Annotated in this window: 25 protein-coding genes; 12 read left to right on the top strand and 13 right to left on the bottom strand. The window is 71.2% G+C overall.

Annotated elements, in window-relative coordinates:
- Positions 1 to 493 precede the first annotated feature (493 nt).
- Both BLV96_RS01450 and BLV96_RS01445 read left to right on the top strand, forming a co-directional pair.
- Entirely contained in the window at positions 494 to 3,697 is a 3,204-nt protein-coding gene (locus tag BLV96_RS01450) for a family 43 glycosylhydrolase (RefSeq protein ID WP_244180000.1), read from the top strand.
- Between the two features lie 48 nt (positions 3,698 to 3,745).
- Positions 3,746 to 4,084, top strand: coding sequence for a hypothetical protein (locus tag BLV96_RS01445; protein ID WP_086682504.1), 339 nt, complete (start codon positions 3,746 to 3,748; stop codon positions 4,082 to 4,084).
- Between the two features lie 133 nt (positions 4,085 to 4,217).
- Here the strand turns inward: BLV96_RS01445 and BLV96_RS01440 are convergent, their stop codons facing one another.
- Positions 4,218 to 5,372 (bottom strand): FAD-dependent monooxygenase, encoded by a 1,155-nt coding sequence (locus BLV96_RS01440; protein ID WP_086682506.1) that lies wholly within the window; start codon positions 5,370 to 5,372, stop codon positions 4,218 to 4,220.
- A 72-nt stretch (positions 5,373 to 5,444) separates the two neighbouring features.
- Between BLV96_RS01440 and BLV96_RS01435 the strand changes: the two genes are divergently transcribed.
- Positions 5,445 to 6,296 (top strand): helix-turn-helix domain-containing protein, encoded by an 852-nt coding sequence (locus BLV96_RS01435; protein ID WP_086682509.1) that lies wholly within the window; start codon positions 5,445 to 5,447, stop codon positions 6,294 to 6,296.
- Complete coding sequence (locus tag BLV96_RS01430) at positions 6,293 to 7,081, top strand: SDR family NAD(P)-dependent oxidoreductase (protein ID WP_086678542.1); 789 nt, start codon at positions 6,293 to 6,295, stop codon at positions 7,079 to 7,081. The genes BLV96_RS01435 and BLV96_RS01430 overlap by 4 nt, the downstream gene beginning before the upstream one ends.
- On the opposite strand, the gene BLV96_RS01425 is transcribed toward BLV96_RS01430, so the two are convergent.
- Genes BLV96_RS01425 through BLV96_RS01415 form a run of 3 tightly spaced genes read right to left on the bottom strand, consistent with a single transcriptional unit; the run spans position 7,069 to position 9,585 of the window.
- Positions 7,069 to 7,467, bottom strand: coding sequence for a hypothetical protein (locus tag BLV96_RS01425; protein WP_086678543.1), 399 nt, complete (start codon positions 7,465 to 7,467; stop codon positions 7,069 to 7,071). The two genes, BLV96_RS01430 and BLV96_RS01425, sit on opposite strands and share 13 nt — an antisense overlap.
- A 58-nt stretch (positions 7,468 to 7,525) precedes the next feature.
- Complete coding sequence (locus BLV96_RS01420; protein WP_086678544.1) at positions 7,526 to 8,005, bottom strand: universal stress protein; 480 nt, start codon at positions 8,003 to 8,005, stop codon at positions 7,526 to 7,528.
- A gap of 11 nt (positions 8,006 to 8,016) precedes the next feature.
- Positions 8,017 to 9,585 (bottom strand): MDR family MFS transporter, encoded by a 1,569-nt coding sequence (locus BLV96_RS01415; protein ID WP_086678545.1) that lies wholly within the window; start codon positions 9,583 to 9,585, stop codon positions 8,017 to 8,019.
- Between the two features lie 87 nt (positions 9,586 to 9,672).
- On the opposite strand from BLV96_RS01415, the gene BLV96_RS01410 reads away from it, so the two are divergent.
- Positions 9,673 to 10,251 carry a TetR/AcrR family transcriptional regulator gene (locus BLV96_RS01410; protein ID WP_086678546.1) on the top strand — a complete coding sequence of 193 codons (579 nt, stop codon included), beginning with the start codon at positions 9,673 to 9,675 and terminating at the stop codon, positions 10,249 to 10,251.
- Here BLV96_RS01410 and BLV96_RS01405 read toward each other — a convergent pair.
- Complete coding sequence (locus tag BLV96_RS01405) at positions 10,244 to 10,843, bottom strand: TetR/AcrR family transcriptional regulator (RefSeq protein ID WP_208608101.1); 600 nt, start codon at positions 10,841 to 10,843, stop codon at positions 10,244 to 10,246. The two genes, BLV96_RS01410 and BLV96_RS01405, sit on opposite strands and share 8 nt — an antisense overlap.
- A gap of 117 nt (positions 10,844 to 10,960) precedes the next feature.
- Here BLV96_RS01405 and BLV96_RS01400 point away from each other — a divergent pair, with 117 nt between their 5' ends.
- Positions 10,961 to 11,764 carry an SDR family NAD(P)-dependent oxidoreductase gene (locus tag BLV96_RS01400; protein WP_086678547.1) on the top strand — a complete coding sequence of 268 codons (804 nt, stop codon included), beginning with the start codon at positions 10,961 to 10,963 and terminating at the stop codon, positions 11,762 to 11,764.
- A gap of 15 nt (positions 11,765 to 11,779) precedes the next feature.
- On the opposite strand, the gene BLV96_RS01395 is transcribed toward BLV96_RS01400, so the two are convergent.
- The 3 genes from BLV96_RS01395 to BLV96_RS49625 form a co-directional block, all read right to left on the bottom strand.
- Entirely contained in the window at positions 11,780 to 12,697 is a 918-nt protein-coding gene (locus BLV96_RS01395; protein ID WP_244179999.1) for an ABC transporter substrate-binding protein, read from the bottom strand.
- 74 nt (positions 12,698 to 12,771) lie between these two features.
- Positions 12,772 to 14,061 carry an LLM class flavin-dependent oxidoreductase gene (locus tag BLV96_RS01390; protein ID WP_086678548.1) on the bottom strand — a complete coding sequence of 430 codons (1,290 nt, stop codon included), beginning with the start codon at positions 14,059 to 14,061 and terminating at the stop codon, positions 12,772 to 12,774.
- Entirely contained in the window at positions 14,058 to 14,228 is a 171-nt protein-coding gene (locus tag BLV96_RS49625; RefSeq protein WP_158104178.1) for a hypothetical protein, read from the bottom strand. The genes BLV96_RS01390 and BLV96_RS49625 overlap by 4 nt, the downstream gene beginning before the upstream one ends.
- A gap of 33 nt (positions 14,229 to 14,261) precedes the next feature.
- Between BLV96_RS49625 and BLV96_RS01385 the strand changes: the two genes are divergently transcribed.
- Positions 14,262 to 14,516: a hypothetical protein gene (locus BLV96_RS01385; RefSeq protein ID WP_086678549.1), complete on the top strand. Its 255-nt coding sequence runs from the start codon at positions 14,262 to 14,264 to the stop codon at positions 14,514 to 14,516.
- On the opposite strand, the gene BLV96_RS01380 is transcribed toward BLV96_RS01385, so the two are convergent.
- Entirely contained in the window at positions 14,506 to 15,084 is a 579-nt protein-coding gene (locus BLV96_RS01380) for a right-handed parallel beta-helix repeat-containing protein (RefSeq protein ID WP_086678550.1), read from the bottom strand. The two genes, BLV96_RS01385 and BLV96_RS01380, sit on opposite strands and share 11 nt — an antisense overlap.
- 12 nt (positions 15,085 to 15,096) lie before the next feature.
- On the bottom strand, positions 15,097 to 17,013 hold the full coding sequence (locus tag BLV96_RS01375; RefSeq protein WP_244179998.1) for a hypothetical protein: 1,917 nt from the start codon (positions 17,011 to 17,013) through the stop codon (positions 15,097 to 15,099).
- A 346-nt stretch (positions 17,014 to 17,359) separates the two neighbouring features.
- On the opposite strand from BLV96_RS01375, the gene BLV96_RS01370 reads away from it, so the two are divergent.
- Together BLV96_RS01370 and BLV96_RS01365 are read left to right on the top strand one after the other, a co-directional pair.
- Positions 17,360 to 17,944, top strand: a complete 585-nt coding sequence (locus BLV96_RS01370; protein WP_086678551.1) for an RNA polymerase sigma factor — start codon at positions 17,360 to 17,362, stop codon at positions 17,942 to 17,944.
- Positions 17,937 to 18,812 (top strand): CU044_5270 family protein, encoded by an 876-nt coding sequence (locus tag BLV96_RS01365; protein WP_086678552.1) that lies wholly within the window; start codon positions 17,937 to 17,939, stop codon positions 18,810 to 18,812. Before BLV96_RS01370 ends, BLV96_RS01365 begins: the two co-directional genes overlap by 8 nt.
- Here the strand turns inward: BLV96_RS01365 and BLV96_RS01360 are convergent.
- Both BLV96_RS01360 and BLV96_RS01355 read right to left on the bottom strand, forming a co-directional pair.
- Positions 18,809 to 19,501 carry a nitroreductase gene (locus BLV96_RS01360; RefSeq protein ID WP_091388650.1) on the bottom strand — a complete coding sequence of 231 codons (693 nt, stop codon included), beginning with the start codon at positions 19,499 to 19,501 and terminating at the stop codon, positions 18,809 to 18,811. The genes BLV96_RS01365 and BLV96_RS01360 overlap by 4 nt on opposite strands.
- Entirely contained in the window at positions 19,498 to 20,007 is a 510-nt protein-coding gene (locus tag BLV96_RS01355) for a DUF4863 family protein (protein WP_086683315.1), read from the bottom strand. Before BLV96_RS01355 ends, BLV96_RS01360 begins: the two co-directional genes overlap by 4 nt.
- 106 nt (positions 20,008 to 20,113) lie before the next feature.
- Here BLV96_RS01355 and BLV96_RS01350 point away from each other — a divergent pair, with 106 nt between their 5' ends.
- Together BLV96_RS01350 and BLV96_RS01345 are read left to right on the top strand one after the other, a co-directional pair.
- Positions 20,114 to 20,716, top strand: coding sequence for a TetR/AcrR family transcriptional regulator (locus BLV96_RS01350; protein ID WP_086683319.1), 603 nt, complete (start codon positions 20,114 to 20,116; stop codon positions 20,714 to 20,716).
- 45 nt (positions 20,717 to 20,761) lie between these two features.
- On the top strand, positions 20,762 to 21,640 hold the full coding sequence (locus BLV96_RS01345) for a S1 family peptidase (protein ID WP_244179997.1): 879 nt from the start codon (positions 20,762 to 20,764) through the stop codon (positions 21,638 to 21,640).
- A gap of 2 nt (positions 21,641 to 21,642) precedes the next feature.
- Here BLV96_RS01345 and BLV96_RS01340 read toward each other — a convergent pair whose 3' ends face one another.
- Positions 21,643 to 22,845: a PP2C family protein-serine/threonine phosphatase gene (locus BLV96_RS01340; protein ID WP_086683335.1), complete on the bottom strand. Its 1,203-nt coding sequence runs from the start codon at positions 22,843 to 22,845 to the stop codon at positions 21,643 to 21,645.
- A gap of 132 nt (positions 22,846 to 22,977) precedes the next feature.
- Between BLV96_RS01340 and BLV96_RS01335 the strand changes: the two genes are divergently transcribed.
- Positions 22,978 to 23,451 carry a MarR family transcriptional regulator gene (locus BLV96_RS01335; protein ID WP_086683324.1) on the top strand — a complete coding sequence of 158 codons (474 nt, stop codon included), beginning with the start codon at positions 22,978 to 22,980 and terminating at the stop codon, positions 23,449 to 23,451.
- The last annotated feature ends 79 nt before the right edge of the window (positions 23,452 to 23,530 follow it).

Genomic DNA, 23,530 nt, shown 5'->3' with positions numbered 1-23,530 from the left:
TTCTGCTTTCACGGCGCCGGGGCGAGCAGCGCTCCCGCGTACTCGCGGAACGCCGCCACGAGCGGGTTGCGCTCGTCCGCGCGCGTGGCCACCGCCACCCGGCTCGGCTCCCACCAGCGGGACCGTCGTGAGGTCGGGACGGTAGCCGGTGCCCGGCACAGCCGGGATGATCGCGACGGCCTGCCCGCTCGCCACGAGCTCGATCTTGTCCTCCACGGAGCCGACCCGCGTCCCACTCGGCGTCGAGGGGGCACGGCTGCAGTTCGCCGGCCGATGTAGTCGAGCGTCACGCGCAGCCCGGCCGCCCGCACCGGCAGGCGGGCCACGGCTACGTCGACGCGGTGCTCGAGCATGGCCACGTGCGTGTCGTCCCAGCCGAGGTGCCGGGTGCCTCTTGACCAGCGGACACAACCGACTCTATGGTCAGCGTGCCCCGCCTGATGTTAACGCTAACATCACCTGGTCCCCGACGCGCCCGAAGGAACCGACAACGATGAAGTTGTTCTCCCCACGCCGTTTCGGCGTCGTGCTGGCCGTCGCGGCCGCACTCGTCCCGCTGGGCACCGCCGGTGCCGGCGCCGCGCCCGCGTCCGACGGAGTCCGCGCAGCCGCGAACACCCTCGAAGTGCCCGGCCTCGACGACGTCCGCGGCAACCTCACCCTGCCGGCGAGCGGTGCGGACGGCACGAGCGTCGCCTGGACGTCGTCCGCGCCCGCCGTCATCACCCCGACCGGGGAGGTCACCCGGCCGGCGACCGGCGCGCGTCCCGCCGAAGTCGTCCTCACCGCGAAAGTGAGCCTCGGCCGGGAAAGCACGACACGGCGGTTCACCGCCACCGTCGTCCCGAAGCCGAAGCAGGAACCCCTGGCGGGCTACAGCTTCTTCTACTTCACCGGCGAAGGCACCTCCGACGGCGAGCAGATCTACTCGGCGCTCAGCAAGGGCAACGACCCGCTGAACTGGACCGAGCTGAACCACGGCAAGCCGGTGCTCAAGTCCAGCCTCGGCGAGCTGGGCGTGCGCGACCCCTTCATCCTGCGCTCCCCCGACGGCGACAAGTTCTACCTGCTCGCCACCGACCTGCGGATCTACGCCGGCCGCGGCTGGGACGCCGCCCAGCGCACCGGCAGCCGGTCGATCATGGTCTGGGAGTCCACCGACCTCGCGCACTGGTCGCGCCAGCGCAGCGTCCAGGTCTCCCCGCCGACCGGCGGCAACACCTGGGCCCCGGAGGCGTTCTGGGACGCCAAGCGCGGAACCTACGTCGTCTACTGGGCTTCGAAGCTCTACGCCGAGAACGACCCGAACCACACCGGCGACAGCTACAACCGCATGATGTACGCGACCACCCGCGACTTCGTCACCTTCACCGCGCCGCAGGTGTGGAACGACCCGGGCTACTCGGTGATCGACTCGACGGTCATCGAGAACCAGGACACCTACTACCGCTTCACCAAGGACGAGCGCAACAACACGTCCTCGACGCCGTGCAGCAAGTTCATCACCGAGGAGAAGTCCACCGACCTGCTCGACCCGCACTACGGCTTCGTCGCCGACTGCGTCGGCAAGGCGACCGCGACCAGTCCCGGGCTTTCCGCGGGCGAGGGACCCACGGGATTCAAGTCCAACACCGAGGACAAGTGGTACCTGTTCATCGACGAGTTCGGCGGCCGCGGGTACGTCCCGTTCGAGTCCACCGACCTGAATTCGGGCAAGTGGACGATGTCCGCGGGCGCGCACCTGCCCGCATCGCCGCGGCACGGCACCGTCCTGCCCGTCACGCAGGCGGAGATGGACCGGCTGAGCGCACCCCCGGCGCCCGTGCGCGCGGACGCCGACGGCTTGGTCGCGCACTGGCCGCTCGACGCGAAGTCCGGCCGGGTCGCGACCGACACGACCGGCCACGGCTATGACGGTGCTCTCGCCGGCGACGTCTCCTGGGCCGATGGCTCGCTGACCTTCGGTGGCACGAACGGGCACGTCCAGCTGCCGAACAACCTGCTGACCGGCGCCGCCGCCGCGACCGTGTCGGCCGACGTCCTGGTCGACCCGGCCCAGCAGACGCCGTACTTCCTGTGGGGTCTGGGCAACACCGCGAAGGACGGGACCGGCGACGGCTACCTCTTCACCACCGGCGGCACCGCGAGCGGCGGCCTGCGCGGCGCGATCGCGACCGGGAACTGGACGACCGAGCAGCAGGTGCCGGCGAGCGGCGGATTACCGCGCGGGGTCTGGAAGAACTTGACGCTGACCGTCGGCGACGGCGTGGCGGTCCTCTACCTCGACGGCGTCGAGGTGGGGCGCAACAGCAACGCCACGATCAAGCCGTCGGACCTCGGCGACGGCGTCACCGCGGCGAACTACCTGGGCCGGTCGGTGTACGCGGGCGACAAGTACTTCCGCGGCAGGATGAAGGACGTCCGGCTCTACGACCGGGCCCTGTCGGGGCTCCAGGTGTCGGCGCTGCCGTCGAACAGCACGGCGATCCGGTCGGTGGAGCTGGCTTCGCTGAAGACACCGGCCGTCATCGACTCCGGCGCGTCGACGGTCGTGCTGCCGGTGCGGCCCGGCACGGACCTGCGGAAGCTGTCGCCGAAGTTCGGGCTGGCGCCGGGCGCCACGATCAAGCCGGACACCCGGACCGTGGACCTGAGCCGCCCCCGGCGGTTCACGGTGACCGGCGCGGGCGGTGACCGTCGCGTGTGGACGGTCGAGGCGCACGAGACGCGCAGCCCGGTCCTGCCCGGGTATAACGCCGACCCGAACATCGTCGCGTTCGGCGACACGTACTACCTGTACCCGACGACCGACGGCTTCGACGGCTGGAGCGGCACGAAGTTCTCCGCGTGGTCGTCGAAGGACCTCGTGCACTGGACCGACGACGGTGTCATCCTCGACCTCGGGCCGGACGTCTCCTGGGCCGACAAGAACGCCTGGGCGCCGACGATCGCGCAGCGGGGCGGCAAGTACTACTTCTACTTCTGCGCGGAGGCCAAGATCGGCGTGGCGGTGAGCGACTCGCCGACCGGCCCGTTCGTCGACTCGGGCAGGCCCCTGATCGCGGCGAACCCCGACGGCGGCCAGGCGATCGACCCGGCGGTGTTCGTCGACGCGAGCGGGCAGCCGTACCTGTACTGGGGCAACGGGAACGCCTACGTGGTGCCGCTGAACGACGACATGGTGTCGTTCGACCCGGCGAAGATCACCCGGCTCACCGGCCTGGACGGCTTCCGCGAAGGCCTGTTCATGGTGCGGCGGCAGGGGACGTACTACCTGAGCTGGTCGATCGACGACACCCGCAGCGAGGACTACCGCGTCGGCTACGCGACGGCGTCCTCGCCGACCGGCCCGTTCACCAACCGCGGGCTGCTCCTGAGCAAGGACGCGCACCTGGGCGTCCTCGGCACCGGGCACAGCTCGATGCTCCAGGTCCCGGGCACCGACGACTGGTACCTCGCCTACCACCGGTTCGGCATCCCGGGCGGCGACGGCACCCACCGCGAGACGACGATCGACAAGCTGACCTTCCGGCCCGACGGGACGATCGAGCCGGTGAAGCCGACGCTGGAGAGCGTGCGGCCGAGCGGATCCCGTGGTGCCGGGGCCGGGTCCACGCCGGCTGAGCTCGGCGAGTCACTCGAAGCGGTGAGACGGAGATCACGAGTGGTGGCGTTTACCCCGGGTGGGGCGGGGTAAACGTCCACCGTTCAGGTTGGTTCACCGCTTCCGCCCAGGAGTCGTTTGATGACCAGCGTCCTGACCGACGGTCTCGAAAGCTCGCGCCCGGTCCCCGTGCCGCGCCGCCGTCCGGTTGCCTCCGACGCACTCACCGAGCTCGGCCGCCTCGCCGCGCTGGCCGAGCTCGCCCGGCGTTCGTCGCCGTCCCTCATGCACCACGCGATCCTCGCCGGCACCGCCCCCGCCACGGTGGCGTCGGCCGCGAAGATCGACGTCGCCGAGGCGCACATCCGCTGGCACGAGTGGGCCGACGCGGCGGTCGGCCGCGACGAATACCTGCGCGTGCACACCGCGTTCGCCGAAGCCGTCATCGCCCGCCACGACGCGTTCGAGGAAGACCTGTGAAGACCGAAGAGACGACGCTGGCCGACCTGGCCGCGCTGGACCAGGCCGCGACCGAGCTGCTCGCCCAGATCACCGAGCAGCTGGCGACCGTAGCGTCACGGCGCTGAAGCCGGCCGGCGGGCGAGATGGCCGATCAGACCCGGGTCGCGTCGTACTCGTAGATCCACGCGTTGTCGCGCAACGGGTCCCCCGCCGCGAACGCCGCATCACGCGCCCGCTGTTCCTCCCCGTCCGGCAAGTGGTTCACGTGAGCACGGCCGTGGCTCGCCTCCTGCAACCGGGTCGTCCGCGGCATTCGCAACGCTTCGTACCGCCGCAGCGCCTCCTCCGGAGCGAGAGCCGGAGAAGCCAGGCATCGCGCCAGCACCGCCGCGTCCTCGACGGACTGGGCCGCGCCCTGGCCGAAGAACGGGAACATCGGGTGGGCCGCGTCGCCGAGGACGGTCACCGGGCCGTGGCTCCAGCGTCTTAACGGAGGCCGGTCCAGCAGTGCCCAGCGGCCCGGGGTTCCGGCCGCGCGGATCAGCTCGACCAGCCTCGGATCCCAGTCCTCGAACTCCCCCAGGAACTCCTCGACCGTGGCCGTCGCCGTCCAGGATTCCACCGAGCAGCCGCCCGCCGGGGCGAACGCCACCAGGTTGACCAGCTCGCCGCCCGAGACCGGGTAGTGCACCAGGTGGTGATCCGGCCCGATCCACAACGTCTGCGCGCGCCGGCGGGCCAGTTCCGGTGCCGCCGAAGCCGGAACCAGCGCCCGGAACGCGCAGATCCCGGAATACACCGGTGCCACCGCCTCCGCGAACGCCGCGCGCACCGTCGAATGCACGCCGTCCGCGCCGATCACGACGTCGGCCTCGACCGACGTTCCGTCGGCGAACCCCACTCCGACCCGCGACCCCACCTCGATCGACACGCAGCGCTTGCCGAGCCGCACCGCGTCCGCCGGGACCGCCGAAGCCAGCGCGGCCAGCAGATCCGCCCGGTGGACGGTGTACATGCGCTCGCCGTACACCGCCTCGCGGAGATCCTCGCTCGAGAGCACCGTCCCGTCCCGCCAGCGGCGGAACTCCCAGCCGACGTCGAGGCACACCGCGTCCCCCGGCAGTGCGTCCAGCTCACGCAGGAGCCGCGCCAGGTTCGGCGCGACGACCAGGCCGGCGCCGACCTCCTTCAGCTCCCGCGCCTGTTCGTACACAGTGGACCGCAGCCCGGCCCGGCGCAGGAAGGCGGCGGTGGCGAGACCGCCGATCCCGCCGCCGATCACGGCGATCTCCGGTGCGGCGCGCATCCCCCGAGGGTACGGCGTTCCTGGGAGTGACAGGGCCAGGCGCGGGCCCGCGGTGCGACCTACAGTCGAGGCATGACCGACGAGCCGAACCTGCTGGGCGACCACCTGCGCGCCCGCCGTGAGCTGCTCACCCCCGCGCAGGCGGGCCTCCCGGTCACCGGCCTGCGGCGGGTCCCCGGCCTGCGCCGGGAAGAGGTCGCGATGCTGGCCGGCATCAGCGCCGACTACTACCTGCGCCTGGAGCAGGGCCGCGACCGCAACCCCTCCCGGGCGGTGCTGGAGTCCCTGGCGCGCGTACTGCGGCTCGACGACGACACCACGGCGTACCTCGTCGGCCTCACCGAAGCGAAGCCCCGCCGCCCACGCCGGCGGCGCAAGGAAAGCGTTCCGCCCAGCATCGTCAAGTTCCTCGCGGCGCTGTCGCTGCCCGCGTTCGTCGAGGGCCGCTACCTCGACGTGCTGGCCGCCAACCCGCTCGCCGCGGCGATCTCGCCCCGCCTCGTCGTAGGCGCCAACCGGCTGCGCGACGTCTTCCTCGACCCAGCTGAGCAGGCGCTCTTCCCGGACTGGGCGGCCGCGACGCAGGGTCTGGTCGCCGGTTTCCGCCAGTCGGTCGGCACCGAGACGCAAGACCCGCGGTTCATCGAGCTCGTCGGCGAACTGTCGCTGAACAGCCCGCGGTTTCGCGAGCTGTGGGCCCGCCACGACGTCGCGAACCGGCGGGGCGCGACCGTCCGGTTCGACCACCCGCAGGTCGGCGAGCTGGTGCTGAACCGGGAGAAGCTGCTCGTCAGCGAGGCTCCGGGGCTCGTGCTCGCCGTCTACCACCCCGACCCCGGCACGGACGCCGCGGACAAGCTGGCCCTGCTGGCCTCCGCGACGCTGGCCCCCGTCACCCCGATCGGACAGGACAACCACGCATGAGCAAGCTCGCCCTCGTCACCGGCGCCACGTCCGGAATCGGGCAGGCGTTCGCCGACCGGCTCGCCGCCGACGGCCACGACCTGGTGCTCGTCGGCCGGCGGCAGGACCGGCTGGACGAATTCGCCGCGGCCCACAGCGGTGTCGAGGTCCGCACGGTGGCCGCCGACCTGTCCACCGACGACGGCATCGACGCCGTCGCGGAGATCGCCGCCGCCGAACCCCTCGACCTGCTGGTGAACAACGCCGGCGTCGCGCACTACATGCCGCTGGCCGAGCTGCCCGCCGCGAAGGCCCGCGAGCTGGTCAAGGTCAAGGTCCTCGCGCCGACGCTGCTGGCCCGCGCGGCCGTGGGCGGCATGGTCGGACGCGGCCGCGGCGCGATCGTCACCGTGGCGGGCATGATCGCCTTCAGCGGCCCGGCCCCGCACGCGCAGATGCCCCGGCGCGCGGTCTACGCGGGTTCGCTCGCCGGCTTGGTCACGCTGTCCCAGACGCTGAGCGCCGAACTCGAAGGCACCGGCGTCCGGGTCCAGGTGGTGTGCCCGGGCGTGGTCGCGACGGAGTTCCACGAGCGCCAAGGAATGGATCTCAGCGCGATCCCCCGGATGAGCGCGGCCGACGTCGTCACGGCGTCCTTGCGCGGGCTGGAGCTGGGCGAGGTCGTCTGCGCGCCGGGTGTCGAGGACACGGGCTTGCTGGAGACGGTGTTCCGGGCCGAGCTGGCCGCTTTCGGGGGCCAGAGCCCGGCACTCGCCGCCCGCTACCGGGACGGTCAGATCTCGTAGGTGACCTCGGCGAGCCCGACGTTGGCGCTCTTGACCCGGATCTCCAGCAGCGACAACGTGTTCGCGGGCCAGCTCACCTTCGCGGTGGTGCCCTTGCCGCAGCCGAGGGACTCCCACGGCCGCGGCGAGCGCACGCTGGCCATCCGGCCGTCCACGCAGCCCCACTGCTGCGTGCCCGCCTCCACGAACCAGGTGACTTCGAGGTAGCCGCGCCACTGCGGCGGGCTGGTGAAGCTGCACGACTTCGACACGGCGCCCCACTTCCCGGGGAACCCGACCGCGGCACCGCGGCAGAAGACGTCCGAACGGGTCGCCGCGGTGGCCGGGGCCGACAGCGAAACCAGCGCGAGCAGGACGACGACCAGTACTCCCCAAGATCGTTTCATCGTTCGAGGCTAGCGCCGCGAAGCGCGTTTCCCTGTCACTCGAACGGTTCTTTCTCCCTCAAGGGACGACCAGAACCGGCCAATGACCCGCCCGGATGAGTTTCGTCGCCACCGAGCCCGCGAAGCGGTGGCCCGCCTTCTGGGACGCGCCGACCACCACCGTGTCGGCCTGGCAGCGGTCGGCCGTGTCGCGCAGGGCCGTGTACGGGTCGCCGTACGTCTTCACCAGCGTCACCGCGATGCGCAGTTCCTCGGCGGCCGAACGCATCTGGTCGCGCAGCTCCGCGTACAAGTGCGTGGCCGTGTCGTGCTCCAGGACCGTGGCCACCGCCGGGCGCAGCGGGGCCAGCGGGGCCGGGCACGCCACGAAGACCACGATGAGCCTGCTGCCCTGGCGGCGGGCCATGCCGAACGCGAACGCCGCCGCCCGCATGGCCGTGTCGGTGCCGTCGACGCCGGCCAGGATGGCCCGCGCCGGGATGTCCCGGCGCGGGCCGAAGCGCTCCACAGTGGACTCGAACGCACCGGGGCCGCCCATCGCCCGCTCCCCTAGCCGACCACGGCGTCGGACGCCGGTTCGTCCGTCTTTTCCGAGACGTCGATGGTCGTGCGCAGCGTGATCGGCTTGAGCAGCAGCGCCGCGATGACCCCGACGACGGCCACCGCCGCGGAGATCAGGAAGATGTGCGCGGTCGCGTCGCCGTACACGGTGTGCACCACCGCCTGCACCTGCGGCGGCAGCGCCTTCAGGTTCAGGGCGCTGACCCCGCCGGTGGACGCCTGCCCCGCCGGCACGTGCAGCGCCGCGGCCAGGTCGGCGGACACGCGGTTCGCCAGCACCGCGCCGAGCACCGAAACGCCGATGGTGCCGCCGAGGGAGCGGAAGAACGTCACCGACGCGCTCGCCGAGCCGAGGTCGCGCAGCGGGACGTCGTTCTGCACGGCCAGCACGAGGTTCTGCATCGTCATGCCGACGCCGATGCCGACGACCGCCATCGCGATGCCGACGATCCACAGCGGCGTGGCGTGGTCGACCAGGCCGAGCCCGAGGAACCCGAGCACCAGGACGATCGCGCCGGAGACGATGTACGGCTTGATCTTGCCGGTGCGGCTGATCAGCCGCCCGGACACCGTCGAGGAGACCAGCACGCCGGCCATCAGCGGCATGGTCAGCAGCCCGGCCTGGGTCGGGGTGTAGCCGCGGCCGATCTGGAAGTACTGGCCGAGGAACACCGCGCCGCCGAACATGGCCATGCCGACCGCGAGGCTCGCGATGATGGCCAGCGCCGGCGTCCGCTGGACGACGATGTGCAGTGGCACCACCGGTTCGCGGACCTTCTTCTCCACCACCACGGCGACCGCGAGCAGCACCAGCCCGGCCGCGACCATGACACCGGTCTGCCAGGAGATCCAGTCGAACGAGTTGCCGACGAACGACACCCAGATCAGCAGGACGCTCACGCCGGCGGCGATGAGGCCCGCGCCGAAGTAGTCGACCTGGACGTTCTCGCGGCGCACGGTCTCCAGCTTCAGGGTGCGCTGCAGCACGATGAACGCGAGCACCGCGATCGGCACGCCGACGAAGAAGCACCAGCGCCAGCCCAGCCACGGGACGTCCACGATCAGGCCGCCCAGCAGCGGGCCGCCGACCGTCGCGACGGCCATCACGGCGCCGAGGTAGCCGTTGTACCGGCCGCGTTCGCGCGGCGGGATGATCGCCGCGATCACGACCTGGACCAGCGCCTGCAGGCCGCCGACGCCGATGCCCTGGAACGCCCGCGCGGCGATCAGTTGCCCGGTGTCCTGGCTGAAGCCGCTGATCATCGAGCCGGCCACGAAGATCACGATCGCGACCTGCACGAGGGTCTTCTTGTTGAACAGGTCCGCGAGCTTGCCCCAGATCGGGGTGGTGGCGGTGGCGGCCAGCAGCGTAGCCGTGACGACCCAGGTGTACTGCGTCTGCGTGCCGTTCAGCGAGCCGATGATCAGCGGCAGCGACGTCGAGACGACGGTCGAGCTGATCATGGCCACGAACAGCGCGAGCAGCAGCCCGGACAGCGACTCCAGCACCTCGCGGTGCCGCATCGACCCGGACGAGTCGGTTCTATCGGACTTCATGGCATCCCTTCGCACGTTCCGGACCATCATTGCCCATTGGGCAAACTTGCACAATGGGCAAATTAGTCCGGGAGTTACTCTGTGCGCATGGACACCCTCGACCTCCGCGCCCGCAAGAAGGCGGCGACGCGGCAGTCGTTGCACGAGGCCGCGCTGCACCTGGCGATGGAGCGCGGGCTGGACGGGGTGACGGTCGAGGACATCGCCGACGCGGTGGGCGTCTCGCGCCGGACGTTCTCCAACTACTTCACGAACAAGGAAGACGCGATCCTGCACGCCGACCGGGAACGGACCGGCGTGCTCGTGTCCCTGGTCGAGCACCGGCCGGGCGGCGAAAAGGCGTGGCCGGCGCTGCGCGCGGCCAGCCGCGAGCTGTACCACGGGCGCGCGGTCCCCGACCGCGAATGGGTGGCCCAGCTGCGCCTGCTGCGACGCCACCCGTCCCTGCTCGCACAGCAGGCCGGCGACCAGATCACCCTGGAGCGCGACCTGGCCGCGGTGCTCGTCGCGCGCGGTCACGACCTCGACGAAGCGCTGGCGCGCTTGATGACGGCGACGTTCCTCGCGGCCGTGCGGACCGCCAGCGTGCTGTGGCTCGAGGGCTCGGCCGACCAGCCGCTGCCCGACGTCCTCGACGAACTGCTCGGCCGAGTCGCCTTCAGCTAGCGCCGAAGGCTTTGAGCGCCGCCGCGACCAAGGCGTCGGCGTAGCTTTCGGTCAGCGGGCCGGTCCGCAGCAGCCACCGCTGGTACAGCGGCGCGTAGAGCACTTCGAGCACCAGGTCGAGATCGGCATCGGCGTCAAGCTGGCCCGCGCGCTGGGCACTGCGCAGGCGGTCCTTCTTGGCTTCGTCGACGGGGGCGGCGAGCCGCTCGCGGTAGAGCGTGGCCAGGTCCGGGTCGTTCGCGATTTCCGTGTTGAGCGCGCGGATCGGCGCCTCGAACGCCGGATCGGCGAATTCGGCGACGGTCGCGCGCATGACCAGGCGCAGGTCCGCCGCCAGGTCGCCGGTGTCGGGCAGCGCGGCGACCGCGCCGGACGGGTCCGCGCTCAGCTCGAGAACCGAGTCGAACACGACCGCGCCCTTGTTCGGCCACCACCGGTAGATCGTCTGCTTGCCGACGCCGGCCCGCGCCGCGATGGCGTCGATCGACACCTTGGCGTAGCCGAGCTCGACGATCAGCTCGCGAGTCGACGCGAGGATCGCCCGGCGGGACCGCTCGCTGCGCCGGGTGGCGTCGGGTTTCTTGGTGACCACGCCGACAGCCTAGCGGCGAGACGAACCGTTCCGTCTTGACACGCCGCCGAGAGCCAAGCAGACTCGACACCGCGAGACGAGACGATTCGTCTCGCGGAACGACAGGGGGTTGGAGCCATGACGGCTACCGAAGGTCAGGTCTGGTTCGTCACCGGGGCTTCACGCGGTCTGGGCCGGGCGATCGCCGAAGCCGCACTCGCGGCCGGCCACCGGGTGGTCGCCGCGTCCCGGACGAAAGGCACGCTCGCCCACGACCGGCTCGTGCACGTCCCGCTGGACGTCACCGATCGCCAAGCCGTGTTCGACGCCGTGGAGCAGGCAGCGGCCGTTTTCGGCGGGCTCGACGTCGTCGTCAACAACGCCGGCGTGATGCTCTACGGAATGGTCGAAGAAGCCACCGAAGCACAGGTCCGAGCCCACTTCGACGTCAACTTCTTCGGCGCGCTCTGGGTCGCCCAAGCCGTGCTGCCGCACCTCAAGGGCGGCGGGCGGCTGCTGCAGGTGACGTCGATGGGCAGCGGCGGCGGGATGGCGTCGGTCGGGTTCTACGCCGCCGGCAAGGCGGCGTTGGACGCCCTGACCGACGCGCTGGCCATGGAGGTCGAGCGCTTCGGCGTGCGCGTGACGAACCTGCAGATGGGCGGCTACGCCACGGACCTCTTCACGAGCGGCACAACGGCCACCACTCCGGACCCCGCCTACCAGGAGCTGCGCAAGGAGCTCGAGGAGATGTGGGGCGACGACGCCGGACCCGCACCCGAGACGGCCACGCCGGTCGTACTCCAGGTCGCGGCCATGGACGACCCGCCACGCCGGCTCGTCGTCGGCGGTGCGTCCTTCGACATGGTCCGGGAACTGGCCCGGCTGCGGGCGGAGCAGTACGCGAAGTGGGAGGACCTCAGCCGGCAGGCACCCGGCTGAGGTCCTCCCCCCGGCTCAGACCAGGCCCTGCTGCGACAGCCAGTCCTTCGCCACGTCCGCGGCCTTCTCGCCGTCGGAGTCGACGCGCTTGTTCAGGTCGCGCATCCCCTCCGTCGTAAGCTTCGCGCTCACGGCGTTGACCGCGGCCGCGAAGTCCGCGCCGCGCTCGTCGAGGACCTTCTTGGTGACGGCCGGGACCACGTTCTCGGTCGGCACCATGGACAGGTCGTCCTTGAGCGCCACGTACTTCGAGTCGCCGGCCTGCGGGCTGACCGAGTCGACCGGGATGACCGTGACGCCGCCGGAGTCGAGCTGCTGCACCCGCGGCCCGAGCTCCTGGACGGTCTGGAACGTCGCGTTCGTCAGCTTGTAGACGTCGGTCAAGCCCTTGAAGCAGGTCAGGCGCTTCTCGCACTCCGGCCCGCCCGCCAGGACGACCTTGTCGAGCTTCTTCAGGTCGCTGATGGTCGCGAGGCCCTTCGACTGCGCGAGGTCGGCCTTCACTATGTAGGTGTTCTTGTCCTCGGCCGCCGCGTAGTCCAGCAGCGAGACCCCGCTGGGCTCGAGCAGCTTCGCCAGCTGCTCGTGCTCGCCCTTGGCGTCCTTCACCGGGTCCTTGCCGAACCCGGCGGCGATCGCCGAGCCCTGGTACTCCGGGATGAACTGCAGCTCACCGGACTTCAGCGACGGGTAGATCAGCTCCCGCGAGCCCAGGTTCAGCTTCCGCGTCACCGGGTAGCCCTTGGCCTCCAGGGCCTGCGCGTAGATCTCCGCCAGGATCTGGCTGTCGGTGAAGTTGAAGGACGCGACGACGATCGGCGCCCCGCCCTTGCCCGCCGCGGCGGGCTTGTCGTCCCCACCGCCGCACGCCGTCAGGCCCAGAGCGGCCACCGCCACCAGCGCGGCCACTCGGATGTTCCGGGTCCAGCCCACGTCCCACACTCCTCAATCACAATTGACGGTCAGGACCCTAACCAGCCCCACCGACAGAAACCACATGCTGGGAATCACCCGGCGAGGTGATCACGCAATGTCGAGCCGGCGTATTCGGTCCGGTACCGGCCCTTGGCCTGCAGGATCGGCACGACGTGGTCGACGAACGCCGCCAGTTCGCAGGGCAGCGTCGAGCCCATGATGGTGAACCCGTCGACCGCGCCGGCGTCCTGCCAGGTGAGCACGTGGTCGGCGAGCTGCTCGGGCGTGCCCACGAAGTGGACCTGCCCCGCTCCCCCGGTCACCTTCTGCGCGATCTCCCGCAGCGAAGCCTCGGGCCGCTCCCGGGCCGCCGCGGCGAGCTGCTGCAGCCGGGAAGAGCCGCCCTCGGCCCGCAGCTCGGCCGGTAGCGGCGCGTCCGGGTCGAACGCGTCCGGGTCGAGACCCGCGGTGTAGAGCGCGTTCTGCCAGCGGAACTCGGGACTGGCCAGCTCTTCGAGCCGCTGCGCCCGGGCCTTCGCCTCGGCCTCGGTGCCGCCCAGGGTCACCATCAACGCGGGCAGGACCCGCACGCCCGACGGGTCCCGGCCGGCCGCGACGACCTGGGCGTCCAGCTCGGCGCGGAACTTCACCGCCGCCTCCAGCGACGGCGGCCCGGAGAACACCAGCTCGGCGTACCGGGCGGCGAGCCCGATCCCGGCGGCCGACTGTCCCGCCTGGACGAGCACCGGGCGTCCCTGCGGCGACCGCGGGAACGGCAGCACGCCCTCGACGTCGTAGAACTTTCCGTGGAACCGCGGCGCGTGCAGCTTCGAGCGATCGGCCCACACGCCGTTCTCGCGGTCGCCGACGATCGCGTCGTCGTCCCAGCTGTCCCACGCCCGGGTGACGACGTCGACGAACTCGTGCGCGCGTTCGTACCGGTCGGCGTGGTCGGGGTGCGCCTTCTCGCCGAAGTTCGCCGCGGCCAGTGACGTGATGGTGGTGACGATGTTCCAGCCGGCGCGGCCGCCGCTGAGGTGGTCGAGCGTGGCGAACCGGCGGGCGAGCTCCCACGGCTTGTTGTAGGTCGTCGAGCCCGTCCCGATGAGGCCGATCTTCTCGGTGACCGCGGCCAGCGCCGACAGCACCGAAATCGGGTCGAACTGCGTCTGCGGCAGGTGCGTGACGCGGTACTCGGCGATCGCGATGTTGTCGGCGAGGAAGATCGAGTCCATCAGGCCGCGCTCGGCGGTCCGCGCGATGTCCGCGTAGTACGGCAGCCCGAGCACGCCGCGGACGTCGTCGCCGACGACCCGCCACGCGGACTCGTGGTAGCCGTTCGGCCAGATGAAGGCGTTGAAGTGCAGGGACTTCCCGGTCACAGCGTCGCTCCTTCGATGCTTCCCGCCGCATCGGCGGTGGTGCGCCCGTGGACGGCGGTGCGGCCGCCGTACGGGTCCTGGTCGGTCCACAGTGTCGTCGGCGCGGCCGCGCGGACCCGGTGGCCGGTCACCGGGTTGGTCAGGATGTCCAAAACCTGGAATCTCATGGGTGGCTCCGTGGCTCGCGCGGGGGTCCGTCAGTGGTCAACCGGATCTTCGCGGAGCTATTCCCGGGCACGCCCGTGTTCCACATGGTGAACGCCTCGCCGCCCGCCCTGGCGGTGGAGGACGGCGAGGCGCTCGATCAGCTGCCCGGGGTCACGGGCGTCTTCGACACCCCCTTCCCGCCGGTGGCGGTGTTGGACGCGCCGATCACGTTCGGCTTCTTCCGGGAGACGCAGTCGCTCTGGTTCGTCGAGTTGATCCCCCAGCCCGCCGCGTTCGTCACCGTGTGATGTCGATGCCCTCGGCCGCCACGCCCGGGCCGATCCTGTTGTCCAGCACCTGGATGTAGTCACCCGCGTCGGGCGAGTTCCCGCCGTTCGTGCCGTAGCACTCCCAGTTGCTGTTCGCCGAACCGAGGTAGACGCCTTCGCCGTACCCGGGCTGTTCCTTGCCGGTGTTGATGATGGTCGAGTTCTTGATCACGCCGTAGGCGCTGCTCTTGCGGAAGTGCACGGCTTCGGCGCCGATGTCGTGCACGCTGACGCCGTCGATGGTGACGTGCGTGGCGCCGTCGAGCACGATGCCCTTCTTGGAGTCCTTGACCGTGAACCCGGTGAGGTTCCAGTAGCTCGCGCCCTGCAGCCAGAGGCCGTAGCCGGTCTGGCCGGACGGGCAGTCGGTGTCACCGGGGTTGAACAGCGGGTCGTGCAGCACGGCTTTCGCGCTGCCGGTGAGGGTGATCGGCGCCGACGCGGTCCCCGGTTTGGTCGCCACGAACTGGCCGCTGTAGTCGCCGTCGGCCAGCTTGATCGTGTCACCCGGCTTGGCCGCGGACAGCGCCGCGATGGTTTTGAACATCGTCTCCCCTCCTCAGCCGGCGTTCTTCAGGAACAGGGACTTGGCCGTGCTCGTCTTGGAGTCGTCGACGCCGTGGCCGCCGGTGTAGTCCTTCTGCTCGTTGTGGGCCCAGTCGGTGATCGGCTTGCCGCCGACGTCCAGGTGGTGGAAGGCGGTCCCGTCCCAGCCGAACTGGTAGATCTTCGTGTGGTCCGGGTAGTACGGCGTGTACGCCCCACCAGCGGTCGTCTGCTTCGTCATGGTGTTGTCGAAGAAGACGTTGCGGGGCCCGGAAGACCCGGACCACTTGACCGCCTTCTGCCCGGTCGACCAGTAGATCGGGAACCACGTCGAATCGTCCGGCGCGTCGCCGCCTTCGTCCCCGCAGTGGGCCGTGCAGTTGCCCGAGCGGTGGGCGAACGACACCCGGTTCGTGTTGAGCTCGAACAGGTTGTTGCGTTCGTAGCCGCCGTGGATGTTGAAGTCGGAGTCGATGTCGTTGCCGATCACGACATTGCCCGAAGCCGACCACTGGAACGTGAAGTGCCGCAGGTCGCGGGTCGTGTTGCCGGCGTAGAGCGAGTCCCACACGCGGGAGCCGCGGAAGTAGCCGTTGCCGCCCTTGCCCTTGTTCCACGAGCCGTCCAGCTCGTTGTCGACGATCTGCAGGTTCTTGGCTTCTTCGGTGACGATCGGGTGCGAGCCGGTCATGATGGCGTGGGTGTTGCGGACCCAGGAGTCGGCCGCCCACTTGAACACGATGCCCTGCATGGCCAGGCTCGGCGCGAGGTTGCCGTAGTTGTCCTTGGCCTGCTCCGGCGTGATGCCGGGCGGAGCGGCCTGGGTGTAGGAGAGGTCCTCGAACCCGACTCCGACGATCGGGTCCACGATCGGCGACGCCTTGGACGCGTACGTCGAGCCGTCGATCGGCGCCGAACCGTCCGAAGTCGAGTCGACCGGGACGTCGTACTCGAGCGGCTTGTCGATGGACACCGTGTGGTTCTTGGTGTCGAGCGCGGTGATGGTGAACCACTGCTGGCGCATGTGCAGGTTCTGCAGCGGCCACGTCGTCGGGACGGCGTTCATCGACTGGTAGAACTTCATCGTGTTGGCCGCGCGGATGTTGATGAAGCCGCCGACCTTCATGTTCGTCGTCTTCGCACCGGTGGCCAGGTAGACGGTCTTGTCACCGGTGCGGGCGGCGAAGCCCTTGTCCCCCGGCTTCTCGCGCAGCTTCGCGCCCGCCTTCCAGTGCACGTTGATCGTGCCTTCGAGGATGTCCTTGCGGTTGGCCGGCGCGGATTCGTACTGACTGGCGTAGCTGGGGTCGACACCGCGCGACTGGACGCGGAACAGGCCGCGGCCCGGCCACAGCCAGCCGCCGGAACCGTCCTCGTAGTTCATCTCGTGCTGGTCCCACTGGTCGCCGTCCGGGGTGACGACGTCGTACTCGGTGTTCTTGTCGGGCTGGTAGACGAACTTCGTCGCGTCCATGCCGGCGCCGCGCAGGACGAGGTAGTTCGCGTCGACGTGGATTTCGTGCGTGACGTTCAGCGTGCCGGCCGGGAAGGTGATCAGGCTCAGCTTGGTGTAACTCGCCGACGGCGAGCAGGACGTGTGGATCTTGTCGATGGCGGCTTGGATGCCGGCCGTGTCGTCGACGCCGTCGTCCGGCTTGACCTGGTAGGTGGAAGCGAGCTGCGCCGCGGTGATCCGGCAGCTCGCACTGGGGTTGACGGCGTCGGCGCCGGGCAGGTTCTGCCCGCCGCGGAAGCCGGCCTTGCTCCAGTCGTAGAGCCCGGGCACCGGCGCGGCGCGGTTGCCGGCCGAAGTGTCCAAAGTGGTCAGTGCGCCGGGGCCGGGTGCCGCGGCCGACGGGCTCAGGCCGCCGAAGCCGGCCGCGACGGTCGCGGCGACGGCCGCGATCGCGACGGTTGTCTTGCGTGACAAGGAAACCTCCGGGAATGTCGAGCCCGCGGGCTCGCGTGGGAGCACACCGGGATCCGGTGTGCGTGACTCGTCCGTGGCGGGTGCGGCGAGTGGCCCGTCCGGGAAGGGATTACGGCCGAGCGGCCGGGATGCCGTGCGTCAAGAGTTCCTCCGTAGCTGACTGGTCTGCACCAGGACTGCTTGAAGGCGGCGGTGCGACGAACATACCAATCGGAGCGAGGATTAGTAAAGTAACCTTCCAAATACAGCCCGTATGTGACCTGCATCACTTTGATGGTCGTCGCCGGAACCCGTTCCCGGGCCGGTGAGAACAGCAGATGACACTGGGCGCGACGAGAGGCGGGCGATGACCCCGGAAGACACCGGCGACGACGCGAGCGTGATCGGGCGGTCGCGGGCGGAGCCGAGCCTGTTCGCGGTCATCTTCGACCGCCATTCCCGGCACATCCACCGCTACCTCGTCCGGCGGCTCGGGCCCACCGCGGCGGACGACGTCCTCGCCGACACGTTCCTCATCGCCTTCAGCAAGCGGGCCGGGTTCGACCTGTCCCGGCCGGACGCGCGGCCGTGGCTCTACGGCATCGCGACGAACCTCGTCTCGCGGCAGTGGCGGTCCGAGGTGCGCGAACTCAAGCTCCGCCAAGCCGTCGGGCCGCCCGACGTCGACGCCGGGCACGCCGACCGGGTCGCCGAGCAGGTCAGCGCCCAGGCCCTCGGCGCCGACCTCGACCGGGCGCTGGCCAAGCTGCGCCCGCGCGAGCGGGACGTCCTGCTGCTCGTCGCCGCCGAAGGGCTGGGCTACCAGGAGGTCGCCGAAGCCCTCGCCATCCCCGTCGGCACCGTCAAATCGCGGCTCAACCGCGCCCGCGGCCGCGTCCGCGCCGAACTCGGCGCCCTCGACCTCGTGAAGGAGACCGCCAGCCATGGATGATCTCGACCTGATCCGCGAGCGCGCGCGGGCCGTCGGCTTCGCGCCGCCCGAACAGCTCGCCCCCGCACGGGACCGGCTGCTGGCGGCCGCCCGCGCCGAACGCGCACCCCGCTCCCGGCGCTGGTTCTGGGCCGCCGGCGCCACGGTCGGCCTGGCCGCGGCGATCACCGCGGTCGTCGCGCTCGCCCCCGCCGACCGGGTGGGCATCGGCGCGAGCGTCGCGAACGCCGACCCGGTCAAGGTCCTGACCGAGGCCGCGAGCGCGGCGCTGCGGGAACCGGCCACGCCGCCGCGGCCGGACCAGTTCCTCTACGTGAAGACGGAATACCCCGACCACCACGTCCGCGAGATCTGGCTGTCGGTCGACGGCACCCGCGACGGCCTCCTGGCCGAGGACACCGAGCTGCCCGGCTGCCACGACGGCAAGGCGCCCTACTCCGGCCCGTACGACCCGAAGAAAAAGGGCACCCTGGAGGACTGCCGGCCCACCCCCGCCTACCGCGCGGATCTGCCGACGACCGCCGACGCGATGCTGGCCTACCTGCGCACCATCCCCGGCGGCAAGGACAGCGTCAACTCGATGGGCAAGAACGTGCTGACCCTCGCCGACGAGCGGGCCCTCACCCCCGCGTCCTACGCGGCCCTCTACCAGGCGGCGGCGAAGGTGCCGGGCCTGAAGGCACTCGAGCACGTCACCGACGGCTCGGGCCGCCCCGGCGTCGGCATCACGTGGCGGAACCCCGCCGACCGGCCGGACTTCAAGGGGATCGTCCTGGTTTTCGACGCCCGGACACACCAGTTCCTGGGCACCGAAGACAGCGCCGTGACGGCGAAGACCTTCGTCGACGAAGCGGGGCAGCGGCCCTAATCCGCGACGCGATCGTGGAAGGTCGCGAACGCCGACACCGGCTCGCGGGTCGTGCGGTGGGCGCCGAGCCGGTGGTCTTCGTCGGCGTAGCCGAGCGCGATCCCGCAGACGACCACGTGGTCGGCCGGGACGTCCAGGTGCCGCCGCAGGACCGGGTGGAAGTCGATCAGCGACGCCTGCGCGCACGTGTGCAGCCCGGCTCCGCGCGCGGCGAGCATGAGCCCCTGCAGGAACAGCCCGGCGTCGACGAGCGCGCCCCGCAGGGGCAGCCTGCTGACGGTGAGGACCATGCCGACCGGCGCGCCGAAGAAGTCGTAGTTGCGGCGGTGGTGGGCGAGGCGCCCGGCGGTGTCGCCGGGTTCGATGCCGAGCGCGTCCCGGTAGAGCCCTTCGCCGAAGCGGCGACGGCGGGAGCGGAACGGCTCCCGCCACTCACCGGCGCCGGGCTGGTAGCCGAACTCGCTCGCGGCCCGGCGGCCTTCGTCGTGGGCGCGCAGCAGGTCCGCGGTCAGCGCCCGCTTGGCCGCGCCGGTCAGCACGTGCACCCGCCACGGCTGGCAGTTGGAGTTGCTGGCCGAGCGGGACGCCAGCGCCAGCAGCCGCTCGACCTCCGTGCGGGGCACGGGATCCGGCCGGAACGCGCGGCAGCTGCGGCGGGTCAGCAGCGCGTCCTCGACGGTGGTGCTCACTCGGCCGGCGGGGCGATGTCGTAGGAGATCCGGCCGGCGGGCAGGTAGAAGAGGGCGATCAGCGCGCCGCCCTTGACCTCCGGGTAGTGGTGGCTGCCCGGACCCGGCGCGGTCCAGCCCGGGCCGCTCCAGCCGCGCGGGCCCATCAGCTTCGCGCCCGGGTTGAGCGGCACGACGAGGTTGAGCTCGCCGTAGGGGTGCTGGTGGTACTGGCCGCGGTAGGGCTCGACGCTGTCCATGTAGACCGCGGTGACGCTGAAGTAGTTCAGCGCGTCCTGGGGGTCGGCGATCCGGCTGCGCCGGTACTTCGGGCCGTCGACTTCGATGTTCGCCGCCCAGCCGTCCCGGACGCCGTCGGTGATCATCCGGGCGAGGTCGTCGTAGAGCGGGCTGCCGGGGCCGTGGTGGGTGTTGAGCCAGGTCTCCAGCTCGCCGCCCGCCGTCCGGTTCTTGACGGCGTCGAGGAAGGGGACGCTGCGGTCGATCAGCTGCTGGGCGGTGGTCATCGGGGGCTCCTTCCGGTGGTGTCCCGAAGGTAAGCCGATGTTTCATTACAGTCAAGTATCGTAACTTAACAGCCAAACGTCGTAACGTATCCGCTACGCTTCCGGCATGGCAGCAGACGCGCCACGCCCCGGAGGGCGTCCCCGCGACGCCGCGCTCGACGAGGCGATCATCCTCGCCACGCGCGAGCGGCTCGTCCGGGACGGCTACTCGCTCATGACCATCGGCGACATCGCGTCCGACGCCAAGGTCAGCCGCCCGACGCTGTACCGGCGGTGGAGCACGAAGTTCGAGCTGGTCGTCGACGCGCTGGACTACGGCTTCCGCAAGCAGCGGGACAGCTACGCCGTGGACCTGGCCGGCCTGGCGCCGCGCGAGGCGTTCACCGAAGCCGTCCGGCGGCTGGACCCCGCGTACTTCAACCCGGACGCGATGGTCCTCATGGGCAACTTCGCCGGCGAGGCCATCCGCACGCCGGAGCTGCTCGGGATCCTCCGCGAGCACGCCGTCGAACCGCGGGTCACGCTCGTCGAGAACGTGCTGACGCGGCTGCAGGACGAGGGCGCCGTGCGCGACGACGTCGACAAGCACACGGTCGCGACGATGTGTTTCGGCAGCTACTTCGCCGCGTTCTACCGGGGTGACGGGCGGGACGAGATTCCCGAAGCGGTCGTTTCGGTGCTGTGGCCCGCGATCGCCGCGCCGAAGTGAGCGTCGCGCACAACCATTCCGGGCTCTCATCCGTGCATTAAAGGTGTGAGGACGACTTCGGATCGACGGCGCCGCTTCCGCGCGCGGGCCGTGACCCTCGCGGTGCTGGTGGGGGCCGGCATCGCGTTCGCGGGCGCCGTCATCGGCACGCCGGAAACGGGACCCGCGCTGGCCGCGGCCCTCGGCGGGCACAGCCTGCCGGACACCGCGCCGCTGGGCCGGAGCCCGGCGCCCGCTCCGGTTCCCCCGCCGCCTTCGCCGATCCTGCCGTTCAACGCGAAGCTGACGTCGGACGACATCCCGGTCCCCGGCGGCGGCGTGCGCGACGGCGCGTGCAGCGGCTCGCTGGTCGCGCCGCAGTGGGTCGTCACGGCCGGGCACTGCTTCCACGACCTGAAGGACGCCCGGATCGGCGGCCGGCCGCGGTACACGATGACGGTGACGGTCGGCCGGCTGAAGGACACCGACCCCGGCGGCCACACGGCGGTGGTGGTCGACGTCCGCCAGTCGCCGGTCAACGACCTGGCGGTGGCGAAGCTCAGCGCCCCGGTGCCCGGCATCGCCCCGGTGACGCTGGCCTCGACCCGCCCGAAGGTGGGCGAGGAACTGCAGTTCGCGGGCTGGGGCTCGCACTCGGCGACCGTCCTGGGCCCGTCGGACCACCTCAAACGGGGCCGGTTCCGGGTTTCGGGCATCGCGGAGTCCACTTTGGAGGCGCTGCCGATCGGCACGCGCACGGTGGACAACGGCCCTTGCCCGGAGGACTCGGGCGGCCCGTTCTTCGTATCGGACGACGACGACCGGAGCGGGACGCTGGTGGCGATCGTGAACACGGGACCGCCGTGCCCGGGACCGGGCGCGGAGACGATCGCCCGGGTCGACGTGGTGGCGGACTGGATCCGGGAGCAGACCGGCGCGGCTTGACGTCAGTCCGCGCGGCGGACCGTCACCGCCGGGGCCGAACCCAGCGACGGGACCGGGCCGAACCAATCGAGGCACACCACCATCGCGTCGTCCTCCGCCTGGCCTCCGCGCCGGCGGCGGGTCAGCTCGCGCAGCACCGCGCCCGGGACGTGGGCCGCCGGGAGGTCCGCCGTTGCCGTCACCGCTTCCGCCAGCTCGCGGTCTCCGTAGTGCTCTCCGTGCGGGCCGATCGCGTTGTACACCCCGTCGCTGACGAACACGTACCGGTCGCCCTCGGTCGCCTGGAAGCCCTCCGACTCGTAGATCGTTCCGTCGAACGTGCCCAGCGGGAGCTGCTCGTCGAAGAACACGCGCTCGGCCTTGCCGTCGCGCAGCCGCCACAAGCGCGGGGAGCCCGCGTCGACCACCGACACCGCGCCCGTCGCCAGGTCGAACTCCAGCAGCAGCGCGGCCACGTGCTCGGCGCCGCGATAGTGCGCGTACACCGCCTGGTCGGCCAGCTCCGCCTGCGCGTCGAGCGGGATTCCCGCGCGGCGGGCGTTGCGCAGCGCGTTGATCGCCAGGTTGGTCAGCAGCGCGGCTTCGCTGCCCTCCCCCATGCCGTTGATCAGCGTGACGGCGAGCTTGCGCGCGGACGCCGACCAGTCGAAGCAGTCGCCGTAGATCGCGTACGCCGGTTCGAGCTGGCCGCCCAGGGCGAACTCGGCGCGGGTGCACGCGCGGCCCGGGAGCAGCTGCCACTGCATCTCCGCGGCCAGCGTCAGCCGGGACGACCGGCGCGCCTGGATGTAGAGGTCGGTGTCACGATCGGCGACGAACAGCTCGTGCGCCACCGCCTCGGCGAACCGCTCGAGCTCGGCCCACACCGGCGGCTCGGGCTCCGTCGGCAAGGTCACCGCGAGGACGCCGAGCCGGTCGCCGCGGACGCTGACCGGCAGGTACCCCGTGACTCCGCCACTGTCGGAGTCGAACGTCGCCGCCTGCGCGACGAACGCGGCCCCCGGCGTCGTGCCGTCCACCGGGATCGGCTCGGTCGTGTACGGCTCGCGGCCGACCCGGCACAGCTCGGTCAGCGCGTAGTCGGCCACCAGCAGCTCGACGGTCAGCGCGCCGAAGTGCTCGCCCAGCCCCGAGCGCAGCGCGGCCGGCAGGTCGTGCGGCGGGACGTCACGCAGAAGCCGTTCCACCGCCAGGGATCTGTCCAACGCCGCCTCCTGCTCGCCCAGCACCGTGCGCACGCCGGCGCCGGCCGGTCAGACGAGTCTGCGCCGTCCCGGCGTGCCGGTCCACGGCGAATCGCGTGAGCCGTGCTGCCGGTTCAGCATAGGGATGCCACGATGGGGGCCGTGGATCCATCCCGCGAGCAGGCCACCGCCCCGGCCGGGGAGGCGCCGCTCGCGAGCCTCGCGGAGCTGTTCGAGGCGGTGTTCGAGCGCGGGCGGGACGTCTCGCCGCGGCCGCTTTCGGTGTCGCAGCTGCGCGCGGTCGTCGCGCTGGACCACCACGACGGCGTCAACCTGCGGGAACTGGCCGAGCAGCTGCATTCGACACCGCCACTGGTCAGCCGGCTCTGCGACCGGCTCGAGGCGGTGGGCTTCCTCGAACGGCTGCCCAGCGCGCGCAGCCGGCGGGAGCTGACGCTGCGGCTGTCCGACCGCGGCCGTGCCTACCTGCGGGACCTGCGGGCCCGGCGCCGGGAGCACGTCGAGACGCTGCTGGCGAAGATGAGTCCCGCGGGCCGCGCGGCGCTGGCCGCCGGGCTGCGGGAGTACCGCGACCTCGCCGACGGCGAGTCCGCCGGGATGCCCTGAACCCCGCGCTGTATAGTTCCCGTAATTGTTGTCTTATGACAACAATCGACCGGCGTACAGCAGCGCGCGCCCCAGGACG

The sequence above is a fragment of the Amycolatopsis pretoriensis genome (assembly GCF_900107925.1).
Classification (GTDB): domain Bacteria; phylum Actinomycetota; class Actinomycetes; order Mycobacteriales; family Pseudonocardiaceae; genus Amycolatopsis; species Amycolatopsis pretoriensis.
The sequence above is the reverse complement of the archived record's forward strand: the minus strand, read 5'-3'. Positions and strand labels throughout refer to the sequence as shown.

Excerpts from the sequence above, each read along its gene's own strand:
- BLV96_RS01450 (WP_244180000.1), top strand. The coding sequence starts at position 494 with ATGAAGTTGTTCTCCCCACGCCGTTTCGGCGTCGTGCTGGCCGTCGCG.
- BLV96_RS01445 (WP_086682504.1), top strand. The coding sequence starts at position 3,746 with ATGACCAGCGTCCTGACCGACGGTCTCGAAAGCTCGCGCCCGGTCCCC.
- BLV96_RS01440 (WP_086682506.1), bottom strand. The coding sequence starts at position 5,372 with ATGCGCGCCGCACCGGAGATCGCCGTGATCGGCGGCGGGATCGGCGGT.
- BLV96_RS01435 (WP_086682509.1), top strand. The coding sequence starts at position 5,445 with ATGACCGACGAGCCGAACCTGCTGGGCGACCACCTGCGCGCCCGCCGT.
- BLV96_RS01430 (WP_086678542.1), top strand. The coding sequence starts at position 6,293 with ATGAGCAAGCTCGCCCTCGTCACCGGCGCCACGTCCGGAATCGGGCAG.
- BLV96_RS01425 (WP_086678543.1), bottom strand. The coding sequence starts at position 7,467 with ATGAAACGATCTTGGGGAGTACTGGTCGTCGTCCTGCTCGCGCTGGTT.
- BLV96_RS01420 (WP_086678544.1), bottom strand. The coding sequence starts at position 8,005 with ATGGGCGGCCCCGGTGCGTTCGAGTCCACTGTGGAGCGCTTCGGCCCG.
- BLV96_RS01415 (WP_086678545.1), bottom strand. The coding sequence starts at position 9,585 with ATGAAGTCCGATAGAACCGACTCGTCCGGGTCGATGCGGCACCGCGAG.
- BLV96_RS01410 (WP_086678546.1), top strand. The coding sequence starts at position 9,673 with ATGGACACCCTCGACCTCCGCGCCCGCAAGAAGGCGGCGACGCGGCAG.
- BLV96_RS01400 (WP_086678547.1), top strand. The coding sequence starts at position 10,961 with ATGACGGCTACCGAAGGTCAGGTCTGGTTCGTCACCGGGGCTTCACGC.
- BLV96_RS49625 (WP_158104178.1), bottom strand. The coding sequence starts at position 14,228 with ATGAGATTCCAGGTTTTGGACATCCTGACCAACCCGGTGACCGGCCAC.
- BLV96_RS01380 (WP_086678550.1), bottom strand. The coding sequence starts at position 15,084 with ATGTTCAAAACCATCGCGGCGCTGTCCGCGGCCAAGCCGGGTGACACG.
- BLV96_RS01370 (WP_086678551.1), top strand. The coding sequence starts at position 17,360 with ATGACCCCGGAAGACACCGGCGACGACGCGAGCGTGATCGGGCGGTCG.
- BLV96_RS01365 (WP_086678552.1), top strand. The coding sequence starts at position 17,937 with ATGGATGATCTCGACCTGATCCGCGAGCGCGCGCGGGCCGTCGGCTTC.
- BLV96_RS01355 (WP_086683315.1), bottom strand. The coding sequence starts at position 20,007 with ATGACCACCGCCCAGCAGCTGATCGACCGCAGCGTCCCCTTCCTCGAC.
- BLV96_RS01350 (WP_086683319.1), top strand. The coding sequence starts at position 20,114 with ATGGCAGCAGACGCGCCACGCCCCGGAGGGCGTCCCCGCGACGCCGCG.
- BLV96_RS01335 (WP_086683324.1), top strand. The coding sequence starts at position 22,978 with ATGGGGGCCGTGGATCCATCCCGCGAGCAGGCCACCGCCCCGGCCGGG.